Here is a 22,189-nt window from a genome sequence, read left to right as displayed (position 1 = left end):
ACGCTAGGAAAGGGGTTTCATGACTCTTTTTTTTTGTGGCCATTTTCCTCCAGAGATGATATTCATCTCCTTGGGTAGGAGGCAGACACTTCCGGAAGGGTGCATATCCACCAGGCAAGCGGAAGCTAGGATATAGGCGTGGGCCGGTTGTTTAGGAAACTATCGGGTTCATATTTTGGCAGTGATGGTAAAAACCAAATGGGTTGAGTAAGGATTGGGGAAGAGAAGGCAGGCAATAGCCGTGCACCTTTTTATTCTTACCTTGTTGGTTTATCATTGAGCCAGATTTCTTGCTTTTCATTAATGTAGAGGAAGAACGGCATGTTACTCGTAATTTTCCTTTCTGTGGTAGAGAATAATTTTCGACTCATTTCGGCTCATAGGAACTAAAACTTGTAGCCGACTGTGCCTTGCACCCAGAAGGGTAAGCCGGCGATAATCTGTTCGGTGTTCAATGTCCTCCCGAAGGTCGCTCCTGGTCCAAAAGGAAACCAGAGATGACGGTTATCGGTCAAGTTGTAAATATTCACCGCAATATCCCACCGGGGTGTCGAATAGTATAGGCGCCCATTGATGACATACTCGGTGGGGATTTCTAGGTTGTAAGAATAATCGAGATACTGGTTGCTCAAAACGAGTGCCGAAAGGGTTACCCCTAGGCCCATGTTGGTCTGGTAGGTAACCATAGCGGTCAAGGATTGATCGGGCCAACCGATAAAGGCATACTTGCCTGGGGGATAACTGGTCGCGTTGTTGAGGGGAAGGCCTTGGGCCAATGCGGTTGATGTTGAATAGGTCTGGAACTGGAATGGGCCTATGGGAAGCCCTGACCAGTCCTCGGTACCATTGGCAAGAAGGTACTGGATGCGAGCCCAGAAGTTCTTGGTTGGCTGGTAGGTGAGGGCAAGTTCAAAGCCCTTGATGTAGGCTAGCGCTGGAGGTAATCCGACGTTGGGGATGTACAAGTTCTGCTCGAAACCTGCAGTGGTGATGTAGAGCTTGTCTTTGAGCAGGCTAAATTTCATTCCTCCCTCGATGAGCTGGTTGACGAGTCGGAACTCGGCCCCAGCATAGATCGGTGTGTAACCTCCTAAATCCCCCACCGCACTCGTATACCCCCAGTTGAAGTCGAAATAGGCGGTCATCCACGGAAAGGGTTTATAGACAGGGCTCACGTTGACCATCGGCATGAGCACGGCCGCGTCGTAACCGGTGGAAAGGAAAGCCGGCGTGCCTGGAGGAGTTTGGGCACTGATGAAGAGGTTTGTCGCCCGACCGCCCACCAGGAGCATGAGTTTGTCGGTGAAGTGGATGTTGTGCTGGTAGAAGGGGGCAACTTCCCAAAACTGCGAATCCTCGGTGAGCGAATAACCGTTTAAGGGTTGAAAATACCATCCGGGAGGAGCCGAAGGAATAGGCCACATCCCACCGCCAAAGGCATGTGGATTTTTGATCTCAGCTACAAAGGCGTTTGAAAGCTCGGCATTCCAAAGATTGGGGTTAGCCAGTGAGGGATTGTTTGGGTTTGCGATACTCCAAGCATTCTGAATTCCTAGAAATGAAGCCTCATAATCGAGGTTGCGTTGGAATCCGAACTCAAGCCCCGCATCGATGTTCTGCTCAAAGAGAGCCTCTTCGGGGTGGAGGGCCGCTAAAACCTCGGTCCGATTATATACCTCGTAGTCTCCCGGCACATCGATATCTTGCATTTCAGAGTAGTCGATAAAAGAGTTGTGAATATAGAATACAAAAGTGTTGTTTCGGATGTGCAGGTCATCATCAATGACGATGTTTTGAACAAGTTGAAGCATTCCGGTTATACCCTGGGCACCACTGGCCGGGTTCATATCGGTCGAGCGCAGGCTAATGGGAACAAGCGGCCCCGCATAGGTGTTGAATGGGGGAAATCCGAATGCTACTTGCGAGGGAGCTAAAGCCCCGGTCTGGTATAGATCGTTGTTGATCAGCTCGTTGGTCGGCCGATTCATGAAGTCCATTATATCGAAGTTATAGGTGCCAAGATCGGAGTAGAAATCAACCGAGTAATTGTCGGAGGGCCGAGCGCTCAAGGCCAGGTAGAAGTTCTGCTGGTCGTTATACTGGTATTGATAGTAACTACCGTTCTCCATCCCCATGTAGCTGAATCGGTAAGCGATCTTCTTTTCCTTGTCGATCGGTCCACCGATGTCAGCTCCCCAGAGGTAATTTTCGTACATCCCGGTCGTATCCCATACGTAACCGCGGAACCGGTCAAAGTAAGGCTGCTTGGTGATGTAGTTGACGGCCCCGCCGTTGGGCTGGAACTCGCCAAGGACGGCATTGGGCGGTCCCTCGATCACATCAAACGATTCAACCATGTTGTAGTTCCACGGGAGGTTCCACCACCCACCGTCGTGCATCGCCATCTGCATGCCGTTGATGAACCCCAGTGGAGGCATCCCACGGATCATGGGGGCAATAACGAGGTTGTTCCCTGCAGAAGCCGTTGAACCCGGGGAAAGGAAAGCGGTACTGACCGGATCGAAAAACCCCTGGGTACCGGCTCCCTCCGTTTGCAAGATTTTCTGGTTGACGGGAAAGAGTTGCCTGGGGATATCGAGCACGTTCAGCGGCTGTCCATAGGCTCCTGACTCGGTGGGGGTGGCCGTCGGGAGCATCGACTCGCCGGGAGCTGTTGTACTGACCACCATGCCGGGGAGGCTGCCCTGTTGACCTCCCGGAGTTGACGAACCGGCCGCAGTAGGTCCTGGAGTGGATATGTCGGTTGGAGTACTTGGCGGATCGGATAAAGGCGTTGAAGAGTCGGAAGTTGAAGAAGCCTGCGGGAAAGACGAGGCTGTTTCGGAAGAACTTAAGGCTGAAGCTGCTACAAGCCACCAGAAAAGGAAGGGGAAGAGTTGAGTCCCTGGCGGGAAAAGAGTCGAAGACTGGGCAGTGGGTAGAGGTAACTGCCTTTGCCCGGTCTTTACCTTCATTTCGAACTTGGCTCCGGAGAAGTGAAAAAGCAGAACCTGTACCAACTTCAAGCGGTGCAGTCCATCTGTGTTCCTGAAATTTTTATTCGAAGATGATTCGTTTATTCCCCCATTTATGGGAAAATCTTGTATCCGGATGAGTCGCCATTGGGATCATATCCAGCTAAAAGCTAAGACTAGACTGCTATCATTCTGAAAATGCTCCATGAAAGAACTTGGACCTTTATTGAAGTAGGTTTTTCGAACTTATGGCAAGATCCTCTTAAGGCAGCCCCTGGCCATGACATGCTTGATCACTGAATTTGAAATACTCCATTTTTGGATCGCAAACCACGGTCTCAAAGGCTACTGAATTTGCTACCTCCTGGAGGTTTTGGCATCGAATAAGGCATATAGCTGGAAAGGTAATAAGGTAGAGGTCCCAATCTGGCTTTGGCCGGTAAAACAATGGATGTGTCTTATTTTCTTAGCTTGTGGGGAAAATCGACTTTAAAGATTACATAGATAAATTTTTACTCCATATCTCAGGGTCTTTTCTTCCAATCCCTTCATCAAGGTTGAGGAAAAAGCCTTTAGTCTGCCTTGCGCAGGTGACTGGCAGGATATTATCCTTACCCGATTAGGACTTCGGATAGGTGTGGAGCGGTGTATAGTGTGGGCTTGGGCAGGGATGGTTTAAGAAAAACTTTACTCTAGGCTCGTTTTCCTGAAAAAAATGCACTTTAGAATAACTCTTTTTTTCAGTCCGCACTTCATACCGGATGTTCTTATCGTAGACAATGTGATATGGAATCCACCACTTGTAGACGACATGAAGCTTTAGAGATAATAAAGTTGGATCCTCTTCTGGATTTTGCCCTTCTAGGCTTGAAAAGTTTTGGCACTCCCCTCAAGTTCCTGCACAACGCCAGGAAAGAGGAGTTTTGTTTTGCCGTCTAAACCCGGCTCCTTCTTTAAAATCTAGGATTTATTTTTCCTGTTTCTGGATCCCTTGGGCATACGTAAAAATGATCTCTAAAAAAAAGGACCGGTTCACATCCTTCGTTCAAAAACACCCAAGCTGATAGCTTCCCGCTGGGCCTAAGGGGAAGGGGAAGGAGGAGGGGATTTCCGGGGTACATTTTTACTCAAGTCGATGACCTGGTAGCCTTGAGGAGGATCGAAAAGTTGGGGAGGTTGGGGCCCTTTTTGATAGTCGATCCAATCCACCACGTTTTGTCCCTCCATGCTGCTGAGCCGAAGGGGAACATCTTTTTCCTTGTCAACCCAAAGGTAAGCTTTGCCAAAGGGTCCTGTGACCTCGTATTTATCGCAGGGAACTCCATCAAGAAGCTCTGTCCCTAGCAGGGTAAGGTTATGCAGACGGTTGGAGGCGATGGGATCTTTGTTCTTGAAAGCATGGGAATAAGGGGTAACAAAACAAAGCTTTTTTTGGGGTAAAAGCGTATAAAAGAGGCCAAGATCGGAGCGGTAAATGATCACGTTAGGCTCTTCGGCCTCGATTAACTCCATTCTCATTTTCTGGTTGTCCACGAATACCTTTTGTTTTATGGGAGGGGAATGGGCGGTGTGGATGACCTGGAGCACGCTAAACTGGGTGTCTTGCTTGAAGGGAATGCCCCCCTGGAGTTTGCTCCAAGAAAAGGAAAAAAACAGGACCAAGAAAAAACAACAAGGTCTTGCCGGGGATAGGCTCTCTAAAAAAAAGAACTTCATATAAAAAATCAATCAAAGGTTATAAAATCGAGGTTCAATACCCCGTTGGTCGCTTTGAGGCAAAACGTTCTTCCTTCGACGATAGGCTTGGTGGTTATCTTTCCCCCCGATTTTTCGACGAGTAAAACCCCGGCCGCTATATCCCATAGCTGGATCTGCTGTTCGATGTAGAAATCCAGCCGGCCACAAGCCACGTAAGCAAGATCGAGTGCAGCCGAACCGGTGAAACGGATTTTCCTTACCTTGGGGACAAGGTTGAAAAACAGCTCCGTAGCTTTGGCTATTGTTTCCTTGGTTCTTGAAAAACCGATTACTCCCACCGCTTCGGAAAGGTAAGCTCTCGGGCTGGATTGGATCACCTTGCCGTTGAGCTTGGGTAGGCCCGGTTCACTCACCGTAAAGAGTTCTTCCCTTATCGGATCGTAAATGACCCCAGCAACGGTTTTGCCCTGCTTTTGAACAGCGATGGAAATACAAAAATGGGGAATTCCGTAAGTGAAGTTGACCGTTCCATCGAGAGGATCGACAATCCAACAGACCTCTGCATCCGGAGGGCCGCTCGTCCCCTCTTCCCCAAGGACCTTGTGCCCGGGATAATCCCTGAGGATGGATTCTATGATCTTTTGTTGGGCAAGCTTATCGAGTTCGATTTTAAGATCGTAAGAAAATTTTTCCTCTATCTTGATCTCGGTTCCGAAATGACGGCGCAAAAAATGTCCGGCTTCTAATGCCGATTCGATGGCGGTAGAAAGAAACTCGTTGGGCATAAGGATAAAAAAGTTCTGCTCTTTTCTAGGTTATTCCTTTATAGCTTATGGCCGTGCAAAAGAAAAGGGCTAGCTTGTTTTGGATTCGAACCCAACCTCATTTTTCGGAAGCAGGGGCTGGAGAACCCAAAAGGAGCCAAAGCCTGTAATATTCTACCTTTTTTCCCTTGTATTCTCTCCAGAACCCACCAATGGGTTCAATCTGGCCAAATTCTTTTTTCAGGCATTGAGGCAGAAAGGCGTTTTCATCGTTGGAAATATAGATGGCCCGGCAACGGGGTTGGACCGGGTAACTTTCCCAGTAAGCGAACTGGGTTTGGGAACGAAGATCGGTGGGGAGATAAAACCGGCAGTTTTGCAGTAAAAAGTTCAACGCAGCGGCCAACCCGTAGTCGCTAGCGATGAAAAAGTCGGGATGGAAATGGTCCTGGATCTCCTTGAGCTGGATGGCCACGGATTGCCATCCCCGGGGTCTTAAAAGGGGATCCTTGCCCGGTTTGATTCCTAGAAAAGAAAGGCTTTCTCCGTGCAAGAGAGCGGTTTGCAAAAGACTCAAAAGGAGTCCTCCCAGGACAAAAACCTTGAGGGAAGGCAAAGCCCAGAATTTTGAACAGGCATAAGCAAGAAGAATAATCCCGCTGGAGATCGCCGTGACCGTCCAGTTTCCCTTTGCCGCCTGCTGAAAGCTCAAGAAAAAATAAAAGAGAAAGACGGGCGAAAATAGCGTCAGGCAGTAAAGGGCTTGAGGGGAACGCAAGGAAGGGATAAAGAGGACTAAGAGAACCGCCCAAAGAATACCCACGAAAAGAAAGGGAGAATAGCTGAGGAGCTGTTCTTGAAAGAATTTCAGCAGCTCGGAGGGGTGGAACCCCAGGGAAGAAGTGAGTCCTCCCCGGTGAAGGAGATGAAAGACCGTGACCCAGCCGTGGTTAAGATTCCAGATCCACACGGGAAGAGAAACAAGCAGGGCGGAGGAAAGGAAAGAAAAAAAACGATTTGAGCATAAAAGACTTCTTCGCTGGGGCTGCAAGGCCAGGTAAAGGCTAAAGCTGAGAATTTCCAGCCCGTTGACGTACTTGGCCAAAAACCCCAGCCCCACGCTTATCCCGGCCCAAATCCAGTAGCGTAGTTTGTCTTCTGAAAGGGCTTTTAAAAAGAGAAAAGCACTAAGAAGCCAGAAAAACAGGGAAGGAGAATCAATGGTCATCAGGACGGAGCCGATGGAAAACAAGGGACAGCCGGCGGCAAAAATAACCGCGAGCAGGGCGGGGAAAGCTCCAAAGAGTTCCTCGGCCAGCAGGTATAAAAAAAGCCCGCTGCCAAGGCCGAAAACAACAGACATGATCCTTACCCCCAGGACACTGTCTCCGAAAAAGAACGATCCTATAGCAATCGCCCAGGCGACCAACGGTCCCTTGGTGGCATAAGAAAAAGCGGGATGCTTGGACCAGAGCCAGTAGTAGGCTTCATCGGGTACAAGGTCGAAGCTCGGGGCAAAGCCGAGGTGGAAAAAAAAGACGGCCAGGATAAGTCCCAGGGCGATCGCCCTGTAAAAAGGACGCCGCTGGACGCAAAGGGGTAGGCTTTTAAGCATGGAAAGCCCTTTTCTTTTGGCTGTTTTTTTTTAATCTTTCTTTTTATACAACCGGACGATTTCCTCTCCTTCTCTTCCCGCGTAATTGCTTGCAGGAAGCCATTCAGCTTCCAGTTGAAAGTAACGATCGAAATAAAGGTCAATCTCCTCTAGCTTGAAGCAGTAAGGAGGAGGCTCTCCAGGATTGCCCGTATCCAAAAAGAAAATCCCAAGAAAAATCCCTCCCTTTTTAAGGAGGTTGTACATCGAAAGGACATAATCGGGCCTTTTTTCAGGGGGGATGGCGCAAAAACAGGTATGTTCCCAGACCCAATCAAAAGAAGAGTAAAACTCTTTGGGCAGGGAAAAAATGTCGGCAAGGAAGTAGTTTTCAAAAGGAGATTGGGCCAAGGACTTGGCCTTTTCAATCGCAGAAGGGGCAAAATCGATGCCCACGGCATGGATTTTTAAACTGCCCAGGTAGCGAACGTCATGACCATTGCCGCATCCGGGAACGCATACTCTTTGGGGAGCCGGCAATATCTCTAGGGCTTCGACCAGCGCAGGAGATGGCGCTCCCCTGTCCCAGCCCGTTTGACCGGATTGATACTTCAATTCCCAGTAAAGATAGTGGTCCAAAGAAAGAGAGTTCCCTTTGTTGTCCATTGCCCTAATTACCGGAATATCAAGCTCCTTGTCAATGCCTTCAACCTTCATTTTCCTTTGTAAGCTTCAACGGCTCGAAAAAGGGATTCAAAGATTTTTTTCCCGTCGACCGATCCCATTTCGGTCTCCGCAGCTCTTTCGGGATGGGGCATCAACCCTAGGACATTCCCCCGCTGGTTCTGTACCGCGGCGATGTTTCCCACCGAACCGTTGGGATTGGACTGGGGGCCAACTTGGCCTTGGCAATCGCAGTAGCGCAAGAGGATCATCCCCTGGGCTTCCATCTGCTCAAGGGTCTGGGGATCGGCATAAAAACAGCCTTGTCCATGAGCGATGGGGATGCGGATAACCTCCCCGGGATGAAAAAGGTGGCTGAAGAGGGAATCCGTTCTTTCCACCCGGAGATAAACCCGCTTGCAAACAAACCGCAAGGAGCGGTTAGTGATCAAGGCCCCGGGAAGGAGCCTAGATTCACAAAGGATTTGAAAGCCGTTGCATATTCCTAGAATGGGCACGCCGGCCTGGGCAGCCTCTTTGACCGCTTCCATGATGGGCGATAGCGAGGCGATGGCTCCCGATCTCAAGTAGTCCCCGTAAGAAAACCCCCCCGGCAGGATAAGGGCATCGACGGGGGGGATCCTCTTGTCGGTGTGCCAAAGCAAGGTGGCCTTATGCTTGAGTACCTTTTCAACGACATAAAGACAGTCCGGTCCACAATTAGAACCGGGAAATTCAACGATCGCCCAATTCATTGTTCTTTTCTTTCCCATTGGATTTCATACTGCTCGATAACCGGATTGGCTAAGAAATTCTTAGCCACCTCTTCTACCTTTTTCTTTAACCTCTCTTCGTCGGCATCCTGAAGTTCGATGACGATCTCTTTGCCTACCCTGACGGATTGAGTTTCAACCAGCCCCTGCTGGATCAGGGCCCTGCGCAAGGTTTCCCCCTGGGGATCGAACACGCCGGTTTTAGGAAGGATAAGCAGTTTGGCTCTAATCATTTTTAAAAATCCTAAGCAAGGGAAGGAAGGGGAGAAGAAGGCAACTTAAGACCGCATCGCTCGAAAATGAAAGCGACATTGCTTAAATACGATTCCAAGGAGCAGAGGGCCTCTATTTCCTTGGGGCTGAGCAGGCGGGAGATGAGCGGATGGGATTGGGCATAGACGCTTAAGGGCTTGCCTTTTTCCCAGCAATTCATGGCGGCCTGTTGCACCGCTTCGTAAGCTTCCTTCCGGCTCATTCCCTTTTTGACCAGGGCCAACATGATTCCCTCGGAAGCATAGAGCTGTCGGCTGGCAAGGATATTGTCCATCATCCGATTTGGATAAACCTTTTGATTTTCGACGATCCCGGTCAGCAGAAAAAGCATGTAATCCAGCAGGAGGGTGGCATCGGGGAAAGCTACCCTTTCGACGGAAGAATGGCTGATATCCCTTTCGTGCCACAACGCCACGTTTTCCATGGCCGACAGGGCATATCCGCGCAACAGCCGGGCCAGTCCGCACAACCTTTCACACAAGATGGGATTTTTTTTGTGGGGCATCGCACTGCTGCCCTTTTGACCGGCCTTAAAGGGTTCCTCGACTTCAAGGACTTCCGATCTTTGGAGATGGCGAAACTCGGTGGCCCACCTCTCGATCGAACAACCTACAAGAGCGATACAATTAAGGAAAAAGGCATGCCGATCCCGGGGAATGACTTGGGAAGAAACGGCTTCGGCTTTTAATCCCAGTTTGTCTAAGACGATTTTTTCTACCCGGGGATCCAGGTGGGCATAGGTGCCCACCGCCCCGGAAATCATCCCATGGATAATCTCTTCTTGGGCGGCCAAGAGCCGCCCATAAGCCCTTTTAAACTCTTCGCGCATTTGGAGCAGTTTAAGCCCATAGGTGGTGGGCTCGGCAAAGACCCCGTGTGTTCTTCCCATCATGGGACAAAAGGCATACTGGACCGCCTTTTGCTCGACCCGTTGGATGAGCTTTTCGATGTCGGCAAGAAGCAGCTCGGAGGCTTCCTTGAGCTGCAAGGCAAAGGTAGTGTCCAGGATATCTGAAGAAGTCAATCCGAAGTGGAGGTATCTTCCCGCGGCTCCCAGCCGATCGGCCAGGGGTTCTAAAAAGGCCAAGATTTCATGTTGGAGGTTTTCTTCTCTTTTCTTGATTTCCTCGATGGAAACCGACACCGTTTCTGGGATGCCCTGGATCTCTTCTTTGGGTACAACCCCGCAAGAGGCTAAGGCCTCGAGAACGAGCCGTTCGATCTTGATCCAGTGTTCTATCCTTTTTTCTTCGCTCCAGACCTGGAGCATAGCTTCACGCGAGTATCGATCGATCATAGGGAAAAACTTAACTTAATGCTAATCAAGGAAAGGGAAAATAAAAAAAAGCTCAATTTTGTTGGGCGAGGGGAAAAGAAAAGACTTTTTTATAATCGCTTCCTTCGGCTTTCAGTTCCGAGCGGACCAGGTACAAGGTATCCACGCCGAGTTCAAAGGGGGCGGGCAGTTCGATCTCTTTTCTTTTCGCCAGGTTTTCAGGAAGACTTTGGGGAAGGACATGGCGAAAGATCGTGATGTGGGGAACGAAAGGACTATGGGCCTGGAAAGAAAGCTTTTTTTGGGTCATCAACTGGATCAAGTCTTGAAGCAGCCTTTCGGCGGGCGGAGGGACGCGGACAGCTTCAAGCCAAATAATGCCTTCTTTGCCCCTCCTCTTGAAGACCGCTTTGCTGAATTGGAAAAAAAGGGGAAATCCTTCGGTTTTTAACCGGCCGGGAAGCTCCTTTACGATTTCTTCAATGCTCCTTGGGGACGTCCATCCCAGGAAAAGAACGGTCAGGTGGAGAAACTCCGGGGGGATAGCCCTGGCTTGAATCCCGGCAAAGAGCTCTTCTCGCAGTCGGCCAAGGAGGGATTGCCGCTGAGAATCGGGCCAAAAAGCAAAGAAAAACCTTTCTTTTTTTTCTTCTTTTAAATCCATTGAAAAATCCCTTTCTTTAAGTTAGACTAAAAAAGTTTTTTACAGGGAATTAGGAAAAAGCAAGAGAAGAAGGAAAGACTCTCATGAACAGCGTTTTGTTTTGGGCAGAACAATCCCAACCTTATTCTGAAGATTTTAGCGCCTTTGCCTTCGTGTTGCAGTTTTTGACCGCCCTGCTCGTCGCCGGGGGCATGCTTGGCGTTTCTAACCTGATCGGTCAAAAGGGAAGACGAACCAAAGAAAAAGACATTCCTTATGAATGCGGCAAGGATCCCATCGGTCCCCAAGCTCCCCGGTTTTCCGTCAAGTTTTACATGGTGGCGATGCTCTTTATCCTTTTTGACATTGAAACGATTTTTTTCTTCGTTTGGGCCATTTCCTACAAGGATCTTCTTTCCCGGGGATGGGAAGTTTTGCTGGTCATCCTCTTTTTCCTTCTCGTGCTGGCCGTGGGTTTTATCTACGAAATCCGCAAAAAAGCCCTGGATTGGACCCAAAAGGGATGAGCGTTGCCGCTCAAGCCGGTTTCCCTTTGTCCCTTTCAAGTGCTTTTTCATGGGTCGGCGTTCTTTGAAGCTTAAACAAGCCTCAAGCCTGTCTTTATGCCTTGACCGCGGGGATCTCCTCCCACCGGCTTGTATAGCTTGGGGTTTTCCTTTGGAAACGCAGCCTCCAGTTTTCGCCCAGCAGTTCGGTGCCTACCCGGAGGGTGGGCTTGCCCTTTTGCTTGGGTAACTCCTCGAGGAGATGGGAAAGGGTAGCGTATTTTCTTTCTTTTTCTTCCTCCGGCGGCCAGAACGAAGCCTGGTGACAGCTTTGGGGAAGGAGATCGAAAAGGATTACCCCTGACTTTGTGTATGCCCTTTGGGGCTTGTAGAGGGCTTGCAGAAGGCTATCCGCTTTTTCCAGCAAGCCGATCACATCCCCGATCGGTTCCATGAACCGAAAGCTTGCCGATTCGATGTAGCCGGGAAACGGTCCATGGCGCAGAAAAACGCTCAGCTGGTGTGCCGCAAGCCCAAATTGCCTGAGTTTTCTTGCGGATTCCTTGACGAAGTGGGCCGTGGCCGCCCTGAGTTCATCCAGGCTAAAAAGGGTTTGCCCAAAGGTCTGGGAGGAGAGGATCTGCTTGGGAGGACTAACGTTTTCTTCAAGACCAAAACAGCTTATTGCCCGCAGCTCCCAGACCGTTCGTTCGAGCATGACAGAAAAAAGCCTGCGTATCTTGAAAGGATCGGCATTTTTAAGATCGACTGCCTTGGATATTCCCCGTTCCTTGAGTTTTGCCGCAAGCCTGGCTCCTATTCCCCAAAGCTCGTCTACTTCAAGCGTTCTTAAAGCCTGGTCTATTTCTTCTTCCCCAAAAAGGAGGTTCATCCCTTTCAGGGCGGTTGTTTTCTTGGCTATCTTGGAAGCGACCTTGGCCAGCGTTTTTGTGGGTGCGATACCCAGGGTGACCGGGATGCCCGTCCATCTCCGGATCTTTTCCCTTAACTCCCTGGCAAAACTTTCCGGGGAGGGGTGGGCACTTAAGTCGATCCAGGCCTCGTCGATGCTGTAGATCTCTACGCAAGGAGCGGACTCTTCGAGGAGCTGCATCAGCCTGCCGCTGATGTCTCCATAAAGGGCATAGTTGCTGGAGAGAGCGACGACCCCCTGTTGTTTGAAAAACTCTTTCCAGCGGAAAAAAGGGGCACCCATGGGGATGCCCAGGAGCTTGGCTTCGTTGGACCGGGAAACGATGCAACCGTCGTTGTTCGAGAGGACGACCACCGGTTTGCCTTCAAGGCCGGGGTTGAACAGCCGTTCGCATGAAACATAAAAGTTGTCGCAGTCGACAAGGCAAAACGTTTTTTTCATGGCCAAAATTTATGGATAACGGCGGTCACCACTCCCCAGATAACCAGCTCGACCTCCTCATGGATTTCCATGGAAAAAGCCTTGGCACCCTCGGCGGGGACCGATTTTAACCAGCTGTGGCCGGCTTCCATCCAGAGCTTTTTGACCACCAACTCCCCGTTGATCGCCGCCACGACGATCGAGCCGTTTTTAGGCTTTTCGGCCCTATCGACGACCAGGATGTCCCCATCCCTTATTCCCTCTCCTTCCATGGAATTCCCGCTGGCCTTGACGAAGAACGTTGCCGCAGGTCTTTTGATCAAAAGCTCATCAAGGCTTAAGCTCTTTTCGAGATGGTCATCTGCAGGATTGGGAAAACCGGCGGCGACACGACAACCAAACAAAGGATAGGAAAGGGCTTCGGCTCCGGGATTGAACCGGTAGACCCTCCCCGGGCTGCCTTCCCCCGGGCAAGGAAAGCTACCGGGAATGCTTTCCTCCTTTTTTGCCTCGGAACCTTCCAGTAATGGGGTTGGGGGAGAGCCGTTGGCCAACTCTCCTTGCGGTTTTTCTTTCATACCCACCGAAAATATAAAACGGATTTTGGATCTTAAGAAGGATAAAGTGTTTTTTAGACTTCCCGGATTAACCCTTCTCCTTCCACGGTAGGTTTGTTGACCGCGGGACTTACCCGGCGCAGGCGGATCTCGCCCGGCCAGGGCGTGAGCAGGCAAAGATCTTTTTCTTCTTCCCCGGCGGTCGGTTGCAACCACCGCTCGTAGTCGGCAGGAGCGAGGATGGCCGGCATCCTTGGATGAATCGGGCGCAGTGTTTCGCAGGCTTCGGTCACGATGATCGTGCAGGATTCCACGCTTTGTTCCGGGGACCGCCAGCTATCCCACAGGCCGGCAAAGGCGAACAGGGGCAAGTCGGGCAGGGTGATGTACCAGGGTGTTTTTTTGCCATCGACAGATTCCCATTCATAAAAGCCGTCTGCGGGGATCAGGCATCTTCTTTTTTTAAAACTCTCTCTGAAAGCCGGTTTCGAACAAAGGGTTTCGGCACGGGCGTTGATGAGGCTGTAGCCGCTTTTTTGTTCCTTGGCCCAGTGGGGAACGAGTCCCCAGCGCAGCAGGGCTGCATCGTTTTTCCCCTCTTTTTTCCTTATGGCCAGGATGGGGGTTGAGGGTGCGATGTTGTACCGAGGGGTGATATCGGGCAGGGAATCAAGCTTGAAAACCTGCTGGATGACCCGGGGGGAAGTATGAAGGGAAAACCGGCCGCACATCCTTGGTCGTTTTAGTTTAGCAAGCCAAGGGGAAAAAAACAAAAAAAGTTTTTTTTGGACTTTTCCCCGTTAAAAGGCTTGAGCTTTTGCCTTCTCCGGGCCAACTTTTTGGTGGTTTAAAGAAAAAACTCTTTTTCCAAGCCGATGGAAAGGCAAACCACTGCTCGAGCGGGAGAGACCGGGATGGGAAAAGCCGCTACGAAGACTTTCTTTAAGCTTTTTGCCTACGGGAGCTTGAAACGGGGTTTTCCGGCTCACGACCGGTTTTGCCAAGGGGTCCTGGACGTCAGGGAAGCTTTTGTTTGGGGCCGGCTTTACCTCCATGCTTCGGGCTATCCCCTCCTTCATGTTCCTCCCCGGTCGATCTTGGCCGAAAGTAGGGCTGATCCTCTTGAAGACGAAGCCCTTTTCCTGGGGCTTTCCCAAAAGTTCGGGGAACAATCTTCCTCGAAGGGTTTTCTTGGGGAAGATTCTCCTCCCGGTTCTTGGTCTTGCGTCTACGGGGAGTTGATGAGTTTTGACGGTCTCCGACATCGTCTTCGGCTCATGGACGATTACGAGGGGATTTGGCCCGCTAAAGGTGCCCTTTATAGGCGGGTCATCGTTCCGGTCTTTGCCCAAGGGAAAAGGGAATTGGCTTGGGTTTACGTCGGGACTGGGGAAGCCTTGGAAAACCTTCTTTGGATAAAGGAAGGCAGGTGGCCCGTTGAAAAGCAAAAAGGCTAAGTGTTTTTCCCTTGGGAGTTGAGCCGCTCGAGGACGAATTTTTTTCCCTCCTTGTGGATCGCCAAGAAGTTGATGCAGCTTGAGCCGTGGTGGCTACAGGCTAGGAGCCTATTTGACCAAGGAGAGTAGAGGTAGATGAAATAGCCCCGGTCTTCGAGAAATTCCTGGAGCTTGTGAGGAGAGTAACCGTAATCTTTGACCAGCCTGGTTATTTCCAGCTGGAGAACGGGAGGGTTCCCTTCCTTGAGCATCCGGTCCAGTCCCTGGAGGACGAAGAGCTCGGCTCCTTCCACGTCGATTTTTCCGAAAGCATAACGGGAAGTGGGCTGGAGGATCTCTTCCAGCGGTCTTACTTCGACTTCTGTTGAACCCCCTTCAAGGGATGGGGGGGCAAGGCGACTGAAAGGGCCGTTTTCATAAAAAAGCTTGGTTTCTTTTTTGTTTCCAGCGGCAAAGGGATAGATTTCGATGCAGCGAAGGCCGTTGGCAAGCGCATTTTTTTGGAGATAAAAAAGGAATTTTTGAGAAGGTTCGATCGCGATCACCCGGCCTTCTTCCCCCACCAGCTTGGCTAGGTAAACGCTGTAAAGTCCCTGGTGGGCTCCACAGTCAAACACAACATCCCCTTTTCTGAGGTAACGGCTTAAAAACCGCATCTCCCTGAAATCGGTGATCCCCGAAAAAGAAAAGCTAAGGGGCAAAAAGCCGCTATCGGCATGGTAAATGAATCTTGTCCCGTTATCCAGGTAAAGAACCCACTCTCCCCTTAAAACCTTCTTGTAATAAAACCAAAGAATAACCTGGCAAAGCTTGGAACGCCAAAAACTTCTCCATTCTTGGGTAGAGAAGAGAACCTTTTCCCAAGAACTCATAGCGGTTTTAACTTTAAGCTCCCCACCCAGGCTTGTTTTCTTTTTAAAAGCTTTCTTGATTTTAACCGGTATTGCGCCGCACTCCATCAAAAAATGACCCAAAATATAAAATAGAGGAATAGCATTTTTGGGTATTCACCCAGCAAAAGAGTCCTTATCCTGCTTAAGAAAGGAAAGGTTTTTTCAAGTCCAGTACTGGCGGTCTAGGGTTCTATAGCTGATCGCTTCAAGGATAGCCTCCTCTTCTATTTTTTCTTTTCCGGCCAAGTCGCTGATCGTCCTGGCCACCTTGAGAATTTTCCCGTAAGCCCGGGCCGAGAACCCCAGCTCCTCGAGGGCTTGGGAAAGAAGGAGGGAAGCTGAGGAAGAAAGTTCGCAGAACCGTTCAATTTCCTTGGGTCCCATCTTGCCGTTGGTTAAAAGCAAGGAGATGTCTTTAAACCTACGGTGTTGGATGGCCCGGGCTTCCGTGATTCTCTGGGCGATGGAGGCAGAACTTTCGGCTTGTTTCTTTTCCATGAGGAGCTTGGGATCGGGCTTGGGAACTTCGATGTGCAGGTCGATCCGGTCGAGCAAAGGACCGGAGACCTTGTTAAGGTATTTTTGGGTTTGGGCAAAGGAACACCGGCCGGCTTGGTAATCTTGGGCGCGGCCCGAAGGGGAAGGATTCATGGCGGCGACGAGCATGAACCGGGCGGGAAATTGCACGGAAAACTTGGCCCGGCAAAGGGTGATTTTACCCTCTTCGAGGGGTTGTCGGAGGGCTTCTAGGGCATTCCTTCTGAATTCGGGCAGTTCATCGAGGAAAAGCACTCCGTGGTGGGCTAGGCTTGCTTCTCCCGGCCGGGGAGGGTTGCCTCCACCGATGATTCCCGCTTCAGTTGAACTGTGGTGGGGGCAGCGGAAAGGCCTTGCGGTGATCAATCCTTCGCCGGGCTTGATTTTTCCTGCAGCACTGTGGATGTTGGTTACTTCGATCGCTTCTTCTAGGGAAAGGGGAGGAAAAATGGTCGGTATCCGTTGAGCGAGCATCGATTTGCCTCCACCGGGAGGCCCGATGAGAAGGAGATTGTGAAAGCCGCTGACGGCGATTTCTATGGCACGTTTAACGCTTTCTTGGCCCTTGACCTCAGAAAAATCTTTTTCCAAGGCGTTTTTTGCGGGTTCGAAGCTGGGGCTTGCGGCTAATGGCTTTTGTGGAGCTGAAGTCCAGGCTTGGACCGCTTCCTTGAGATCCTCGACGGGACAGATAGCCACCCCGGGGATAATCTGGGCTTCCAAGGCATTTTCCTTGGGAAGGATGACTTTCCTTGCTTTCTTTTCCTTGGCCTTGGCAACGAAGGGTAAAATCCCCTTTATGCCCCGTATTTTTCCACTCAAGGCCAACTCCCCGATAGCCCAGCAATCGGCTGATTCTTCGCTGCTGCCCACCTGCCCGGAGGCTTGGAGAATGCCAAGGGCGATGGGAAGGTCGAAAATGGGTCCTTCTTTTTTTAAGTCGGCCGGGGCCAGGTTGATGGTCAGCTTGCCCAGGGGAAGGCTAAAGCCGCAGTTTTTCAGGGAACTGGACACCCTGTGAAGGCTTTCTTTTACCGCGGCATCGGGCAGGCCCACCACCCGGGTGGAAGGAAGCCCCGGGGAAACATCGGTTTCGACCTCCACGGGGATCGACTCGATGCCCCATAAGGCGGCTGAAAAGATCCTTGTGAACATGGCAGGCAAAAAAGTTTTTTCTACTTCATGTAGGGCGATCTCAATGGAAGGGGAGGAAAACTGGGAAAAGAAAATTTTTTAAATGAAGAAATTAAGAAATCCAGGGTTTATTTTTTTGAATGAAACAGGCAATGCTTTGACTAGCCCTTTTTGCTATAAAGAAGGCTTGGTGAAAAGAGAGATGGGAGTTCTACGTTGGGTTTTTAATATTTAAAAATGACTGTGTAAAGTTACAACCTTCTTCACCGGTAATATCACCGTTAGAAATTTTGTTTATAAATTCATAATATAAATCGTGAATTTTTTACTATAACTAGGTAATATGCCATTATGAATACCGAACATGCAAATTATATAGAAGATATAAAAGAATGGCGTGAATGGATGAAGAATTTGTGGTCTCAAATCGATCGGATGTTGGAATATGACATGGAGTTCCAAGTAATCCTAGCCGTGGCCAAGGCAGATCGAGAAAGCGCACTCTACTGTCCTGTTATCTCCAATTTAATTGAGATTGGTTATTGCAGCTTTCTGCCTTTGATCGTTCGCCGACTAACTGACAGGAGCAAAGACGTGATTTCCTTGCCCAGGCTGATTGATGAACTACGTAAAAAGAAGAACCTGCTGACGAAAATTTCTCCTAGTGGCTGTGAGCCTGAACGGGTTATCAAGAGGTTGGATGAATGGTTAGACACCGAGGAAATTAAAAAAACAAGGGAATGGACCAATAAGTTCATCGCTCATTTGGCAGATCCAACTAATGATCCAACTAAAAAACCTAAGAATTATGACGAATTTAAATTAGATCAAGAGACTGTTAAACAGGCACAGCGCCAAATTGTCAGGGTTGCACAAGGAATTACGTACATTGTGAATGAAATGTTGCGCATGAATGAACCGATGCGCAGTGTTTTAGTTCCGGTACCGCAGTATGATCTCTTCCACCGCTTCGATATGTTTTTCCCCAATACCGATGCGGGAAAGCAAGCAAAGGAAAAAGCATGGAAACTCTGGAAGCAGATGACAGATGAACGAGATCAGTGGCCGGCTGGCGTTATAGAAGAACTATTTGTGTAATTTTTTTTGAAACTGTATAAAGCCAGATTTTTTATCCATATTAGGCGGCAAAAGGCGACATATATATAATGGTAATTCCAATCAATAATAGTTTTATTTTAGGCATTTTAAGAATTTTACATCGGAAACAGAGATGTCAAGACACCCACCAAAATAGTCTGAGGGATGATGAGAAACGACGAAACAGTAAACTTGAAGAAATGAAAAATAGATCGCAAAACGACTACATATTATAATACCTTATAATCGTATTTGCAAGATCTGTTGTCTTGAAACAATGGACAAAATAATTGAGCTTGCACAAATTTTTTCAAAAATATGTTAACAGCTAAGCCGATCCTCCTTTACCTTGGCTGATTTTGTTTGTATAACTAAGAAAATGTCTCCTTGGCGGTCAATCATGTGTAAAATATGCAGGGTACTGAGGCCGCATGTGAAGATCGCTTTATAGAACAGGCCTCAGGGCATTCTTTTTATGGGGATACTTTCTCCGTTTCTTTTTCGATTATGTTCTTGATAGGGACATTCTTGAGGGGTGGACGAATGCGTAAACATTAAAGAGGGGAGGCGTATAACCGCAAAGTAGCTGGAGCCGCCTAATTATAACTGAAAAAGATGGGTAGGTGAATAGAGCGAAGGGCTTTGAGGAGCGAAAGCAGTCTGAAAAGTTCGAAGAGGATAAAATAGCTGAAGGCGAAACCTTAAAGGACGATGGGTGATCAGTGGATTGGAAGGTGGAGCCTTTGGGAGAGTAAAACAGGGGAAGTATAAGTAACACTCCGAATCCCTTCAGCGGATTGGGAGCGTCATTTCTTTTCTTGCCTAAACCTGTTCTACATAATTTCTTTTTCATGTATTAACTTCTGCCGAGTGAGTTTTTGCAAACTCTAATCATTTTGTACTATATTATGGTTCCGCGGTAAGTGTGGCACCAGAATCACTTTGTAGATGAGTGACATTCGTCTAATTTTATAACCGGGTTTAACAAGGATCATGAAGCATCTATGATTATGATAAAGGAAAAAAGGGGGAATTATAAATGTGGGAAAGGACTTTTTCGGAGGATCAGCAGAATAGGTTTAAAAACCATTTTTTTTTGCACAACAGAAAATATATCGTATTTTTAGAAACATGAAACCCTTTATTAAAAACATACAAAATAATTTAATAAATTTGAGCCTTGAAGAAATCAAAGAGCTCTTACAAAAAGCGGGAATTAACTACTTAACCGACGAGGAGATCATTTGGATCTGGAATCATCCCCATGATGTGGCCACTACTATCCGAAAAGCTATTGCAGAATACCGATCGGGCAACATGAGGCAGTTATAGCTTTGAATATCTTGAAAAGGATAATTGAGCCATATTTTTTACCAATGTTGCTTATTTATCTCACCTGCTAAGGATTAGGTTGAGTCCCTTTCATTAAGCTTTTAAAGTTTTCTTCAGATAAGTTTATCTATTGGGGATCTGGTTCTAGAAAACAGTATAGAATTTTTCTTTATTCAAAACCATCTTTCTTTTAAATCCAGGATTACTAAGCTCGAACTTGATTGAGCTTGATTATTTCATATACATTTTATCCATTGGAATGCAGAATTAAGCAAACTGAGAAAAGAAAAGAAAGTTCAACGAAATAGAGTTGAAGTAAGCAAGAAAAAGAAGTTTTGATAAAGCTGCTCTTAGCTACAAAATAGATTTAAGAAGTCCATGAGCTTTGGGTTTCAATGCTTATGTGACTAAGAGTAAGAAATATCTCCAGAAAAAAATCTTCTTGACTATTTTGTTGAAAGTGTCAAATGCGTTGCAAAGAATGGAAATTAACTGATACTTTTAAAACTATCGCCATAAGTCTTCTATTTAAGGACTATAATAGAACCATTCATCCTCACTATAAGAAGAAATAATGATATCGCAGTTTTCCGAAAAAAAAGAGCCAAGGTCATAACCTCATCATTACAAGATATGACCAATCACTGCTGATGCCAATTGCTTGGAATAAGAGGGATAAAGAAATCTATATATTCCAGGATCATTTCATGACTACAATGGCAGGTAAGCTTCTTTGAGAACAACTTGTGCATCACGATGGGAATGATAGCCACTAAAAAGACCAGTAAATTCCCTTACTAAGGCAGGATAGCCCAGTGGTAATGTAATATTCCAATCGCTTTGTTCTCCCACGATGGGGATCTGCGTACCCAGTTTTAATGGTACAAGTTCAACGGTGTTTACGAAGTGTACGAGCATAATATCCCAATCTTTTATAAAATTTATAATGTCGCTGCGTGTTACATATCTTAGAATCCGCATAGGAGCTTTTTCCGAGAATATTGGCAGCTGGAAATCCAGTAGAACAAGTTGACCAATTTGGGGTTCTGGGTATTTTTTCACATCGCTAATGCCTCCATCCAAGAGAATGAACACGTTCGAGTTCCTAATAACATTACTGTCGTCGTTGCACATACGAATCAAGACCTGTAAAAATTCAAATTTTTGTTGCCTTCCTGCCGTCACCAGTTCTTCGGCAATGGGTTTTGGAATTACTATTTCCCTACCTTGATCCCGACGGTCAAAAATCCACAACTGGATCCCCTTGTTCGCTTCTGCTATCTTTCTCTTGAGGAATGAAATCGCTTCTTCTCCCTTTTTCATGACTGCTTGAACCTATCATTAATCTAGTTAACTAGCAAGGAATACATTATTTTTTTCGGTATAACCATTTATATATCCCGATCTTGACCTGTTATATGGGTACTTATATTCACTGTAATGTTCTCAAAAAAAGAACGCCAAGAGAGAAGTGGATCGTGCAGCAAGCCAGCAACACAAAAAAAAGGCATTATCCTTGCTGAGTAATCACTCCCTAGAAGAATTGGAAGCGTTGTATTTTTCAATGTTTCTACTTCTTCGAGTGGTCTCCTATCTTGCCAAAGGGAAGGGATTCCTGCCTCATTAGGGAACTATATCTCACCAGCGGGCACAAGCTCAAAAAGGGTCCGCCCCTACCTCCATCGAGGAGGTTGAAACCTTGCCCTTGTACTTATGCTTTTGCGGAAAAACATCATGCTCCTACATCTCTCCTTTCAAAATGAAAAGATTGGGTGTAATGAGCGATCCAGAGACTATTTTCAAGATGCGTTCTAAGGCATGGATCGATGTTACCTTCCCTGTTTCTAAGTTCTAAGGGATCCCCATGGTAGAACAGAGGCAGCCATTATGCGAAGTATTCATCCATCGAGGGCAAGTCCTAGCCTATGGCTCCTTCCAGTGAACTGACAGGGTGGCGAAATTCCTGCCAAAGCCCTCTACCCTTCTCATTTTGATTTGTGCCCTGGGGGGGGCAGGTGAGCATCGTCTAAGTCGGCATTCAAGAAGGCCAGCTACTAGAGGACTCGAAAGGCCCAAGTCTCGTCCCAGATGTCCCACTCCCATAGGCTGAGCACGACGACAAGGTAATCCTCCCCACTTTCCATGTCTGACCATCACCCCTTGTAAGACAGGGGTTGCCTCAGCTGAGTGCAAGGAGGAACGGCCAGCTATTGCCAACTGGCCTTGGCCGACTCGACTTGGGATTCAACATGCTTACATAACTTCTCTAGTGCCCTTATGCAAGATTTACCAATATGCTTGTGCCCACCCGGAGTATTACGGTGGTCTTCAAAAGAAAATTCTAGATTTTCTTTCAACCAAGCTTTTGGCTCCCTCCTCCTTCACCCAAAAGGGTACACGGCTTCCCCGGAGGGAGCACAGAAATTCGGCCAATCCGAAACTCCGACACGGACTCCTCTTCAACAAATCGCCCTCTACCACGAATTCCAGATCATCCTCCGGGCTAATCTCAAGTTCTTCACAAACACTTTTTGGAATCGTTGCTTGATCCTTGCTCAATACTGTTACTTACCGATTAGGTAACAGAAGTAAGAAAGTTAAACACTTTTGCCTTAACACAGAGCAAGCAACTTATGGCCGAACTTCAAAAGGAGGAGCTGGT

Annotated in this window: 21 protein-coding genes; 6 read left to right on the top strand and 15 right to left on the bottom strand. The window is 48.1% G+C overall.

Going from position 1 to position 22,189, the window contains the following annotated elements; genetic code table 11:
* Positions 1-386 precede the first annotated feature (386 nt).
* Complete coding sequence (locus MINF_RS10160) at positions 387-2,975, bottom strand: TonB-dependent receptor (protein WP_012464649.1); 2,589 nt, start codon at positions 2,973-2,975, stop codon at positions 387-389.
* A 786-nt stretch (positions 2,976-3,761) separates the two neighbouring features.
* On the opposite strand from MINF_RS10160, the gene MINF_RS11545 reads away from it, so the two are divergent.
* A complete protein-coding gene (locus tag MINF_RS11545; protein ID WP_012464646.1) occupies positions 3,762-3,914 on the top strand; it encodes a hypothetical protein in 153 nt (50 codons plus the stop codon).
* Positions 3,915-4,055: 141 nt separating this feature from the next.
* On the opposite strand, the gene MINF_RS10155 is transcribed toward MINF_RS11545, so the two are convergent.
* The 8 genes from MINF_RS10155 to thpR form a co-directional block, all read right to left on the bottom strand.
* Positions 4,056-4,691 carry a DUF4412 domain-containing protein gene (locus tag MINF_RS10155; RefSeq protein WP_148205247.1) on the bottom strand — a complete coding sequence of 212 codons (636 nt, stop codon included), beginning with the start codon at positions 4,689-4,691 and terminating at the stop codon, positions 4,056-4,058.
* Between the two features lie 8 nt (positions 4,692-4,699).
* Positions 4,700-5,458, bottom strand: a complete 759-nt coding sequence (locus MINF_RS10150; RefSeq protein WP_012464642.1) for an inositol monophosphatase family protein — start codon at positions 5,456-5,458, stop codon at positions 4,700-4,702.
* Between the two features lie 97 nt (positions 5,459-5,555).
* On the bottom strand, positions 5,556-7,052 hold the full coding sequence (locus MINF_RS10145) for an ArnT family glycosyltransferase (protein WP_012464640.1): 1,497 nt from the start codon (positions 7,050-7,052) through the stop codon (positions 5,556-5,558).
* A gap of 30 nt (positions 7,053-7,082) precedes the next feature.
* Positions 7,083-7,748: a methyltransferase domain-containing protein gene (locus MINF_RS10140; RefSeq protein WP_012464639.1), complete on the bottom strand. Its 666-nt coding sequence runs from the start codon at positions 7,746-7,748 to the stop codon at positions 7,083-7,085.
* Positions 7,745-8,449 carry a phosphoribosylformylglycinamidine synthase subunit PurQ gene (gene purQ, locus MINF_RS10135; RefSeq protein WP_048810368.1) on the bottom strand — a complete coding sequence of 235 codons (705 nt, stop codon included), beginning with the start codon at positions 8,447-8,449 and terminating at the stop codon, positions 7,745-7,747. The genes MINF_RS10140 and purQ overlap by 4 nt, the downstream gene beginning before the upstream one ends.
* The gene (purS, locus tag MINF_RS10130) at positions 8,446-8,700 is read right to left on the bottom strand and encodes a phosphoribosylformylglycinamidine synthase subunit PurS (protein ID WP_012464637.1); all 255 of its coding nucleotides are present in this window, start codon (positions 8,698-8,700) and stop codon (positions 8,446-8,448) included. The genes purQ and purS overlap by 4 nt, the downstream gene beginning before the upstream one ends.
* An 11-nt stretch (positions 8,701-8,711) precedes the next feature.
* Positions 8,712-10,037, bottom strand: a complete 1,326-nt coding sequence (gene purB, locus MINF_RS10125) for an adenylosuccinate lyase (protein WP_012464636.1) — start codon at positions 10,035-10,037, stop codon at positions 8,712-8,714.
* A 52-nt stretch (positions 10,038-10,089) separates the two neighbouring features.
* The gene (gene thpR, locus MINF_RS10120; RefSeq protein WP_012464635.1) at positions 10,090-10,680 is read right to left on the bottom strand and encodes an RNA 2',3'-cyclic phosphodiesterase; all 591 of its coding nucleotides are present in this window, start codon (positions 10,678-10,680) and stop codon (positions 10,090-10,092) included.
* A gap of 83 nt (positions 10,681-10,763) precedes the next feature.
* On the opposite strand from thpR, the gene MINF_RS10115 reads away from it, so the two are divergent.
* Positions 10,764-11,186: an NADH-quinone oxidoreductase subunit A gene (locus MINF_RS10115; protein ID WP_012464634.1), complete on the top strand. Its 423-nt coding sequence runs from the start codon at positions 10,764-10,766 to the stop codon at positions 11,184-11,186.
* 94 nt (positions 11,187-11,280) lie between these two features.
* Here the strand turns inward: MINF_RS10115 and MINF_RS10110 are convergent, their stop codons facing one another.
* From MINF_RS10110 to MINF_RS10100, 3 genes are read right to left on the bottom strand one after another with little or no spacing between them, the layout of a single operon-like run.
* Entirely contained in the window at positions 11,281-12,540 is a 1,260-nt protein-coding gene (locus tag MINF_RS10110) for a Y-family DNA polymerase (protein WP_238523490.1), read from the bottom strand.
* Positions 12,537-13,097 (bottom strand): LexA family protein, encoded by a 561-nt coding sequence (locus tag MINF_RS10105; RefSeq protein ID WP_148205246.1) that lies wholly within the window; start codon positions 13,095-13,097, stop codon positions 12,537-12,539. The genes MINF_RS10110 and MINF_RS10105 overlap by 4 nt, the downstream gene beginning before the upstream one ends.
* Positions 13,098-13,150: 53 nt before the next feature.
* The gene (locus MINF_RS10100; RefSeq protein WP_048810367.1) at positions 13,151-13,807 is read right to left on the bottom strand and encodes an SOS response-associated peptidase; all 657 of its coding nucleotides are present in this window, start codon (positions 13,805-13,807) and stop codon (positions 13,151-13,153) included.
* Between the two features lie 144 nt (positions 13,808-13,951).
* Here MINF_RS10100 and MINF_RS10095 point away from each other — a divergent pair, with 144 nt between their 5' ends.
* Entirely contained in the window at positions 13,952-14,533 is a 582-nt protein-coding gene (locus tag MINF_RS10095) for a gamma-glutamylcyclotransferase family protein (RefSeq protein WP_048810366.1), read from the top strand.
* On the opposite strand, the gene MINF_RS10090 is transcribed toward MINF_RS10095, so the two are convergent.
* A complete protein-coding gene (locus MINF_RS10090) occupies positions 14,530-15,405 on the bottom strand; it encodes an FkbM family methyltransferase (protein WP_187146942.1) in 876 nt (291 codons plus the stop codon). The two genes, MINF_RS10095 and MINF_RS10090, sit on opposite strands and share 4 nt — an antisense overlap.
* Before the next feature lie 183 nt (positions 15,406-15,588).
* A complete protein-coding gene (locus MINF_RS10085) occupies positions 15,589-17,118 on the bottom strand; it encodes a YifB family Mg chelatase-like AAA ATPase (protein ID WP_048810365.1) in 1,530 nt (509 codons plus the stop codon).
* 330 nt (positions 17,119-17,448) lie between these two features.
* Here MINF_RS10085 and MINF_RS10080 point away from each other — a divergent pair, with 330 nt between their 5' ends.
* Positions 17,449-18,195, top strand: a complete 747-nt coding sequence (locus MINF_RS10080) for an AbiU2 domain-containing protein (protein WP_012464626.1) — start codon at positions 17,449-17,451, stop codon at positions 18,193-18,195.
* Positions 18,196-19,326: 1,131 nt separating this feature from the next.
* Positions 19,327-19,527: a hypothetical protein gene (locus MINF_RS10075; RefSeq protein WP_012464623.1), complete on the top strand. Its 201-nt coding sequence runs from the start codon at positions 19,327-19,329 to the stop codon at positions 19,525-19,527.
* 711 nt (positions 19,528-20,238) lie between these two features.
* On the opposite strand, the gene MINF_RS10070 is transcribed toward MINF_RS10075, so the two are convergent.
* The gene (locus MINF_RS10070) at positions 20,239-20,850 is read right to left on the bottom strand and encodes a hypothetical protein (RefSeq protein WP_012464622.1); all 612 of its coding nucleotides are present in this window, start codon (positions 20,848-20,850) and stop codon (positions 20,239-20,241) included.
* A 954-nt stretch (positions 20,851-21,804) separates the two neighbouring features.
* On the opposite strand from MINF_RS10070, the gene MINF_RS11240 reads away from it, so the two are divergent.
* Positions 21,805-22,110, top strand: a complete 306-nt coding sequence (locus MINF_RS11240) for a hypothetical protein (RefSeq protein ID WP_148205244.1) — start codon at positions 21,805-21,807, stop codon at positions 22,108-22,110.
* Positions 22,111-22,189: the final 79 nt, after the last annotated feature.

The organism is Methylacidiphilum infernorum V4, from assembly GCF_000019665.1.
GTDB classification, from domain to species: domain Bacteria; phylum Verrucomicrobiota; class Verrucomicrobiia; order Methylacidiphilales; family Methylacidiphilaceae; genus Methylacidiphilum; species Methylacidiphilum infernorum.
This window is presented reverse-complemented; position numbering and strand designations above follow the sequence as displayed.